This window comes from Mucilaginibacter panaciglaebae, from assembly GCF_039539265.1.
GTDB lineage: Bacteria > Bacteroidota > Bacteroidia > Sphingobacteriales > Sphingobacteriaceae > Mucilaginibacter > Mucilaginibacter panaciglaebae.
The window spans coordinates 381,035-389,497 of sequence record NZ_BAABCV010000004.1; the positions used below are offsets into that span (position 1 = coordinate 381,035).

7 protein-coding genes are annotated in these 8,463 nt (G+C 41.5%); 5 read left to right on the plus strand and 2 right to left on the minus strand.

The window, feature by feature from the left end:
- Positions 1-5: 5 nt before the first annotated feature.
- The gene (locus tag ABD772_RS07745) at positions 6-2,444 is read right to left on the minus strand and encodes a GumC family protein (protein WP_345102472.1); all 2,439 of its coding nucleotides are present in this window, start codon (positions 2,442-2,444) and stop codon (positions 6-8) included.
- Positions 2,444-3,226: a polysaccharide biosynthesis/export family protein gene (locus ABD772_RS07750; RefSeq protein WP_345102474.1), complete on the minus strand. Its 783-nt coding sequence runs from the start codon at positions 3,224-3,226 to the stop codon at positions 2,444-2,446. The genes ABD772_RS07745 and ABD772_RS07750 overlap by 1 nt, the downstream gene beginning before the upstream one ends.
- A 110-nt stretch (positions 3,227-3,336) precedes the next feature.
- On the opposite strand from ABD772_RS07750, the gene ABD772_RS07755 reads away from it, so the two are divergent.
- From ABD772_RS07755 to ABD772_RS07775, 5 genes are all read left to right on the plus strand, one after another.
- Complete coding sequence (locus tag ABD772_RS07755) at positions 3,337-4,062, plus strand: glycosyltransferase family 2 protein (RefSeq protein ID WP_345102477.1); 726 nt, start codon at positions 3,337-3,339, stop codon at positions 4,060-4,062.
- Positions 4,063-4,162: 100 nt separating this feature from the next.
- The gene (locus tag ABD772_RS07760; protein WP_345102480.1) at positions 4,163-5,266 is read left to right on the plus strand and encodes an MraY family glycosyltransferase; all 1,104 of its coding nucleotides are present in this window, start codon (positions 4,163-4,165) and stop codon (positions 5,264-5,266) included.
- Positions 5,267-5,366: 100 nt separating this feature from the next.
- A complete protein-coding gene (gap, locus tag ABD772_RS07765; protein WP_345102484.1) occupies positions 5,367-6,362 on the plus strand; it encodes a type I glyceraldehyde-3-phosphate dehydrogenase in 996 nt (331 codons plus the stop codon).
- Complete coding sequence (locus tag ABD772_RS07770; RefSeq protein ID WP_345102488.1) at positions 6,359-6,793, plus strand: GNAT family N-acetyltransferase; 435 nt, start codon at positions 6,359-6,361, stop codon at positions 6,791-6,793. Before gap ends, ABD772_RS07770 begins: the two co-directional genes overlap by 4 nt.
- Before the next feature lie 103 nt (positions 6,794-6,896).
- Positions 6,897-8,087, plus strand: a complete 1,191-nt coding sequence (locus tag ABD772_RS07775) for a phosphoglycerate kinase (RefSeq protein ID WP_345102491.1) — start codon at positions 6,897-6,899, stop codon at positions 8,085-8,087.
- Positions 8,088-8,463: the final 376 nt, after the last annotated feature.

The following is an 8,463-nucleotide window of genomic DNA, read 5'->3' on the forward strand; positions in this document are numbered from 1 at the left end:
CAAGCTTATTTTTTAAACCGGCGCCAAATCTGCCACCATTTAATATCTTCATCAGTATCTACATAATAGCCAGAGCTTTCGTAACCCGCATAGTCAGAATAATAATAGTATTTTCCGTAGCTGTCGCCCGCTGCTTTAGTGGTGTAATATCTTGAATGTAGTAAATCCTGGGCAAAAGCATTGAGCACAATTACGGTATTATTTAAGTTATATTCCTGCTCGATACGCTGAGGTACCGTTGCGGCATAGAATTTTGATTTGCCTGACCGAATTACAAAAAGATTAATATCACTCATCCTGATTAAAGGTATAGCGTCTGATACCAACCCAATAGGAGCCGTATCAATCATAATGACATCATATCTATTTGAGAGCTCAGTGATCAGATCTTTCATGCGCACAGAATGCAGCAGCTCTGAAGGGTTAGGCGGAACAGGACCTGATACAATAAAGTCAAGCGTAATTTGGTTGGCATGGTTAATAATATCATCAAGCGTACATTGATTAGAAAGGTAGCTGCTTAGCCCCAGGTCATTAGGGACGTGGAAGGTTTTATGCAGTTTAGAACGCCTTAAATCGGCCGCTATCAGTATTACCTTTTTATCAATAAGCGATAGTGTACTTGACAGGTTGACCGCCACAAATGATTTTCCTTCACCGGCAACTTCTGATGTAATACAAATAACCTTGCTTTTCTTCTCAGATGCCAGGAAATTTAAGTTAGTACGAACAGATCTTACTGATTCGGCAAATAACGATTTGGGCTTGCTTATAGCTAAGATCTGTGTGCTGAATTCATCTATCTCGTCCGGGTATTTTCGTATTACCCCTATAATAGGTACCGTGGTCAGGCCTTCAACTGTATCCTTGTCATATATGTAAGGATTTAAAACCCTAATCAACACAAGAGCGCCCAAGCCAATAGCCAAACCCAATAATATTGCCTTTTGGTGCGTGCCGTGCTCATCAGGCGATATAGGGCCGAAATTTGGCCGCGCCTGGTCAACTATGGTAGCACCCGGCAATATACCTGCACGGTAAATCTCCTGGTCTATTTTCTTTTCAGATAAAAAGGAATAAACTTTATCATTAACATCGAAATCTCTTTTTAAGCTAACCAGGTCGCGCTCGGCACCGGGCATTTGGACAATTTTATTGTTTACGGCGCTAAGCTGATCCAGTAAAAACTTGATCTTGTTTTGAATAAGCTGTTCTGATAAAGTAATACTGTTCAGTGCATTGTTTTTTTCCTGCAATATTTGCCGGTCGATATCTTGTATTACCTGAGAGCCGTTATTGTAAGTTTTTAAATAAATACTTTTTGAAGTTAACAGACTGTTCAGGCTCTGTACAACTGCGCCCAGCTGGCTGTCTACCGTACCAGAACCAATAACCAGATTTAAGTTTACGTTATCCTTGCCTTTAACAATATCTTGTTTAAGCTGATTAATGGATAACAGGTCAATCTTTAATAAATTAATTTGCGACTCAATGTCTTTTGCTTTAGAGATAACCTGCTCAGAAGCCGAGTTAACGTCAATTAGCTTGTTGTTTTGTTTAAATTCTTTGATAGAGTTTTCTGAGCCTTTTACATCGTTCGACAATATCTCCAGCTGACTGTCAATAAATTTGATCATTTGCGAGGCTGATTTTGATCTTTGGTCCCGATCATACCTCAAATACTCTTTCATTACAGCATTTAAAGCATCGGCCGCAAACTGGGGGTTCATATCGGTTTCGCGTAAATTCATCATATTTGAATTTTTTGCGACCTCGTTGGTCTGCAAACCTGCTCTTATACGCGCTACCAGGTCTTCAGGAGCATTCAGCTTAAATAATATCAGTGCAGTTTTAGGTAATTCGCCCGGATACTTTATACTGAAGGCTGTTGAACCCACTGTAAATGGACTATCGTAAGTACATACATTCTGTACCTCTTTGCCGCCTTCGACGTAAGATATCCTGAATGAGCTTTTATTGACCGGTTTAAACGTAATAAGGTCGCGGTAAAAATCAGCGCTGTCAAGCTTAAGAATAGTTACATCGATCGGTTTGTTTGGATATAGCTCTGAAGTACGGTTTAAAACGCGGCCAACTACATAAAAGCTAATGCGGTAATCAAGTTGTCTCACGGCGTTAAGCAGCAAAGGCGTGCTTGTTATTACTATGGTCTCGCTGGGTATTCGTGAAATACTGCCGGCTCTGTCTGCCGCGCTCGAAATACCCACCAAATCCCCAATCTCTGATTTTTTCTCCTCAAACTTCATAATTGCCGAAGTGGAGTAAATTTTGGGCGTATACCACAAATAAACATTAGAGGCAAGCACGCAAACTATAACTGAACCGGCTATCCAATACCAACGGCTTAAAAGGATCCTGGCTATTTTATAATAGTCAAACTCCTGATTAGGTAGTTTTGGTTTTGATTTTTCAAGTCCTTCCATTATCTGCGTGCAAACGTGTAAATTATTAAGGCCGTATTAACCAGCAGTAAAAAAGGTTGAATTACCAATGACAGGTTTTGCAGGTTGTTATTACGCACGGCTTTTTTGTTTTGTAAAACGTAAATTATATCATCGTTTTGAACAAAAATGCGTGAGTCTGACAAGGTATTGATATTACTCAGATCCAACTTATCAACCTTAGCGTGTTGATTGGTGCGAATAATTTTAACCATTTTTTCATTAGCCTTTTCGGTAAGGCCGCCTGCTTCGCCTATAACTTCAATTAAAGTAGTGCGGTCTTTAACAAGAGGCACATTACCGGGGCTTTTTACCTCGCCGGCCACAGTAACCTTCAGGTTAACAATCTTTACCTCTAATAATGGGTGTTTCAACTCTTTACCATACAGGTCTTCTATCCGCTTTCTGGCTTCAGTGCGCGTCAATCCGGCAATTTGTATACGGCCCAATGCAGGCAGCCCTATCGTGCCATCGTCATCAACAGTGTAATTGTTATTCCCATTTTCGCCGGTAGTTTGCAGTGACTGCCCCGCCTGCGCGCTACCTGCGCCGGCTTGCTGATCAATGATGCTTCTGTTGTTTTGTACATTGGTTATCTGCAGAATGTCCTGAGGACGAATGTGATAATTGGTTATATTTGCAATAGTGTCAGCGGGTTTGATATCCGCCGCGGCTTCCTTTCGCTCAAAAAGATATTGATCTTGTTTGTTTGAACATGATGCTAAAAGGACTGAGGCAAACCATAATATGAGTAAACGGCGCATAGTTTAATTAGATCGGCTTAGCGTGCCTATTATCAGGCAATTATCAAAACTACAATTTTGTCATTATAACTTAGCGTATTTTTTCACAGGTGCAGCATTTAAAAATTTCGTTGATCACAGTAACTCGTAATGCCCAAAATACTATTGGCCGCTGTATCGAATCTGTTGTTGCACAAAATTACAGCAACCTCGAATATATTGTGATTGATGGAGCATCTACCGATGACACTTTACGAATAATAAGCCAGTATTCTTTCACCGTCAGCCATTTGGTGTCAGAACCCGACACCGGCATTTACGACGCTATGAACAAGGGCATCTGTCTGGCTACCGGCGACGTGATCGGTGTTCTGAACGCAGACGACTTTTTCGCGGCTGATGACATTTTAAACAGCACGGCAAATATTTTTAATGAAACCAGCAGCGATATCATTTACGGAAATCTAAATTATCTGAAACCTGACGGCAAGGTATTGCGCAGATGGCAATCAGGTAGTTACCGATACGGGATGTTTAATTGGGGATGGATGCCCCCGCACCCGACATTTTATTGCAGGCGCGCTATTTTTGAAACGCTGGGTAATTATGAAGTGGGATATGGCACCGCCGCCGACTATGAATTAATGCTTCGGTTTTTGCATTTGAACAGGTTAAATGCTGGTTATCTGAATAAAGTGATGGTTAATATGGTTACAGGTGGAGTAAGTAATAAAAATTATCGCAATCGCCTGCTTGCCTGGAAAAATGATTTTAAAGCAATGGGGAAAAATGGGGTGTCATTACCGCTTATATGTATAATTTTTAAACCACTGAGAAAAATTTTTCAGTATATATAAAAATGAAAAGATTATTGTTAACATGTTGGAAACTTGTTAATTATAATTTTATACTTGTATTGATTTTGGCTGTTGATAAATGTTTTTCCCCAAAAATTATATGTCTGAGTTTGTCACTCACCACCAAATAGTTTATTATTTGTGTGTAGTTTGCTTTACCGCGTTAATTTCTGTTTTATCTATACCTTCTATCCTTCACGTAGCCCGTCTTCGTCATCTCTATGATGATATAGGCCATTTCAGAAAACAGCATGATCATGGTATACCGCGCCTGGGTGGGGTGGCCATCTTTGTAAGCTATTGCGTTACCGCGCTGATATATACAATAATTGACAAAAGTTTTCCGGTTGGCTATTTACTTACTGCAAGCGTCATTTTATTTATAATGGGCCTTAAAGACGACCTTTCGGGCGTTAATTCAAGCACCAAATTCATGGTTCAGTTTGTGGTAGCCTCTATTTTGGTTATACCGGGTAATATCAGGTTAACCAGCATGTACGGCGTACTTGGTATTTATGAATTGCCGGTTGTAATGGGTTCGGCGTTATCGGTAGTAGCTATCATCATGATAATTAATGCCTTTAATTTGATTGACGGTATTGACGGCCTTGCAGGCATATCCGGTATTTTATCCAATCTGGCTTTTGCCGGCCTGTTTTTCTATATTCATCAATATGAGGTTGCTATAGTTTCATTAATTTTGGTGGGCTCCATTTTAGGATTTTTGCGTTATAACCTGACGCCGGCAAAAATATTTATGGGCGATACAGGCTCATTATTTATCGGTTTAATATCGGCGGTAATGGCTATCAGGTTCATTGAGTTAACCAAGTTTAACACTCTTGGTGTGCCTCAAATTAGCGCTGGCCCGGCATTAGCGGTTGCTATATTAATCGTACCGGTTTTTGATACTATCCGCATTTTCTTTGTCCGTATCTTGAATGGTATATCGCCGTTTACTGCCGATCGCAATCATATACATCATCGCATTTTAAGATTGGGCTATACGCATTTTCAAACTACAATCATCCTTTCGGTATTTAACCTGGTTTGTATAGGGCTGGCACTTTTATTGGGTTATCTGGGTAACTTTACTTTAATTACTATCATCTTCATTATTTCGATCGTATTTAACTGGGGCTTAACTTTTATGCTAAGGTCAAAAGAACGTGAAACCGTAGCCTTGCGTAATCTCTTTATCTGACCCGTATTAGCAAAACCTAATATAAATATTTGTTTGTGCGCTATTTTTCGGCGTAAATAAACTGTTTTGGTTAGTTTTGCGTTATCTACCACATATTACTATGAAAATTGCGATAAATGGGTTTGGCAGGATTGGCCGTATTTTTTTGCGGTGTATCTTAACCAGGCCGGGTATTGAGGTTGTGGCAATTAATGACCTTACCGATACCGCGACATTGGCCCATCTGTTTAAATACGATTCTGTACATCGTGGGTTTACCGGCACTGTATCTTTTGACGACCGGCACCTTATCGTTAATAACAATAAAATCAAAATATTAACAGAGCGCGATCCGTCCAGGCTTCCCTGGAAGGATCTGGATATAGATCTGGTCATCGAATCGACGGGTAAATTTACCTCGCGCCGGGGCGCAGAAATGCATCTGGCCGCAGGCGCAAAAAAAGTGGTCATATCGGCGCCATCGCCAGATAAGGATATCCCAACGGTTGTATTGGGTGTTAATGACGATAAGATTGACCTGCGATCAAACATCCTCTCCAATGCTTCATGTACTACTAATAACGTTGCTGCAATGGTTAAAATACTGGATGGCAACTGGGGTATTATTGACGGCTACATTACCACCGTACACTCCATGACCGGCGACCAAAGCCTGCATGACACACCGCATAACGATCTGCGCAGGGCACGTGCCGCATCGGCGTCTATCATTCCCACAACAACCGGCGCGGCTAAGGCTATTACTTCAATATTCCCGCATCTGGAAGGTAAGTTGGGCGGAGCAGGCATACGCGTACCGGTACTTAATGGCTCACTTACAGATTTTACGTGTATCCTGAGGTCGCAGCCAACTGTACAAGATATTAACCTTGCGTTTAAACAAGCTGCGCAGGGCGACATGAAAAACATATTAGAATATACCGACGACCCAATTGTATCGGCCGACATTGTAGGTAATACCCATAGCTGCGTATTTGATGCCCGGTTAACTTCGATAGTAGGTGGCCTGGTTAAAGTAGTTGGTTGGTATGATAACGAAATGGGTTACTCGAGCCGTTTGGCCGACCTTATTGAAAAAATACATTTACTTGCATGATTAAATTTATCTCCGTAGAAGAGTTGTTACCACTAAGAAATACTGTATTACGCGATGGAAAGCTGACACCAAATGAATGCCGTTTTCCCACAGACAAGTTAGATGGCAATTTTCACTTAGGCTATTTTATAAAAGGCGAGCTAGCCAGCATTGCATCCTTTCACCCGCAAAGTTACGGGCAGTATAAGGGCAACGGCTACCAGATACGCGGTATGGCCACCTCCGAGAAATACAGAGGGGAGGGTATAGGCACCAGGCTGCTCAACTTCGGGCTCGTATATCTGCGCGAACAGCGGGCTAATTATGCATGGTGCAATGCCCGCAAAAAAGCTTTGAAATTTTACCAGGATATCGGTTTTGATATTGTATCGCCCGAGTTTGATATTCCGGGTATTGGCCCGCATTATGCTATGTATGCTAAGATTCAATAAGTTACAGTAAGAGCTAACTTGCTTAAAGTGTCTTTTTTTAATTTTCGGTTCGGAATTTAGAATTAAATGGCGATTTTGGCGGACTTTAAGCGAGACAGAAAGCATGAAAACTATAGATCAAATTAAATTTACCGGAAAAAAGGCGCTTATCCGCGTTGACTTTAACGTCCCGTTGGATGAGAACAACCGGGTTACTGACGATAACCGTTTAACAGCGGCTATCCCAACCATCAAAAAAATATTAACTGATGGTGGCGCAGTGATCCTGATGTCGCACCTGGGCCGGCCAAAAAATGGCCCTAACGAGAAAGATTCGTTAAAACACGTAATCCCTTATTTGTCTGATCTGTTGGGCCAGCATGTTGAGTTTGCAGATGACTGTATTGGCGGGCAGGCGGTTGAGAAAGCCAAAGCATTGTCAAGCGGCGAGGTTTTATTGTTAGAAAACCTGCGTTTCTACAAAGAAGAAGAAAAAGGTGACATTGAATTTGCAAAAAAATTGGCTTCGCTAGGTGATGTTTATGTAAACGACGCGTTTGGTACTGCTCACCGTGCACACGCTTCTACTTCTATCGTTGCACAATTTTTCCCTGACGCCAAATTCTTTGGTTATGTTATGGCCAGCGAGTTAGCTAACGCCGAAAAAATATTAAACGACGCCGAGAAACCTTTCACCGCTATTATGGGTGGTTCAAAGGTGTCTGATAAAATTGAACTGATCGAGAAATTATTAGATAAAGTTGATAACCTGATCATTGGTGGCGGTATGGCTTACACCTTTGCTAAAGCAAACGGCGGCAACATTGGTACCTCGTTGGTTGAACTGGATAAACAGGAACTGGCACTGAGCCTGATTCAAAAAGCAAAAGACAAAGGCGTTAACCTGATGTTGCCTTTGGATAACGTTATTGCCGATGATTTTTCGCCAAATGCGAATACTGATATAGCTAAAACCGGTCAGATCCGCGATAACTGGATGGGTCTGGACATAGGTCCTGAAACTGTCGAAGCCTTCACTAAGGTAGTCGAAGAATCAAAAACAATTCTGTGGAACGGCCCGATGGGTGTTTTCGAGATGGATAAATTTATGGTTGGCACTAAAGCAATTGCCGACGCAGTAGTTAAAGCAACCCAAAACGGTGCTTTCTCGCTGATAGGTGGTGGCGATTCAGCTGCAGCCGTATCTAAATTCGGCCTTACCAAACAAGTAAGCTATGTATCAACAGGTGGCGGTGCGCTGCTTGAATACATGGAAGGTAAAGTATTGCCGGGTGTTAAGGCAATAAATGAATAAACAATAAAAATACGTCATTTCAAACACCAGGGAGAAATGACAAATCTATACTAAGGCTCCGAACAATCGGGGCCTTTTGTTTTTTCTGTGGTCCCCGCGTCCCGTTATGCTGTCGTACCACCTCATGCTGAACTGTTTCAGCACCTACACGCCAAGCAGCATGCCTCCCTTTTGATGGAATGCCGAAACAAATTCGGCAACTCGAAGGGGAGTAAACGGAATGTTGATCCAAAGCACCCGAAATCCTGACTGACTTGTCCTGAAATAGGTTTACAATTAAAAGTGTAAACGATGAACAAAAGTAAAGAAGAAAAGATCTTGCATGATCATTTAACGTTGGGTCTAACATTTCGTAGCTTAGCGTTAAAGTACGGTT

Coding starts and splice junctions, on each gene's coding strand:
- ABD772_RS07745 (WP_345102472.1), bottom strand. CDS start 2,444: ATGGAAGGACTTGAAAAATCAAAACCAAAACTACCTAATCAGGAGTTT.
- ABD772_RS07750 (WP_345102474.1), bottom strand. CDS start 3,226: ATGCGCCGTTTACTCATATTATGGTTTGCCTCAGTCCTTTTAGCATCA.
- ABD772_RS07760 (WP_345102480.1), top strand. CDS start 4,163: ATGTCTGAGTTTGTCACTCACCACCAAATAGTTTATTATTTGTGTGTA.
- gap (WP_345102484.1), top strand. CDS start 5,367: ATGAAAATTGCGATAAATGGGTTTGGCAGGATTGGCCGTATTTTTTTG.
- ABD772_RS07770 (WP_345102488.1), top strand. CDS start 6,359: ATGATTAAATTTATCTCCGTAGAAGAGTTGTTACCACTAAGAAATACT.
- ABD772_RS07775 (WP_345102491.1), top strand. CDS start 6,897: ATGAAAACTATAGATCAAATTAAATTTACCGGAAAAAAGGCGCTTATC.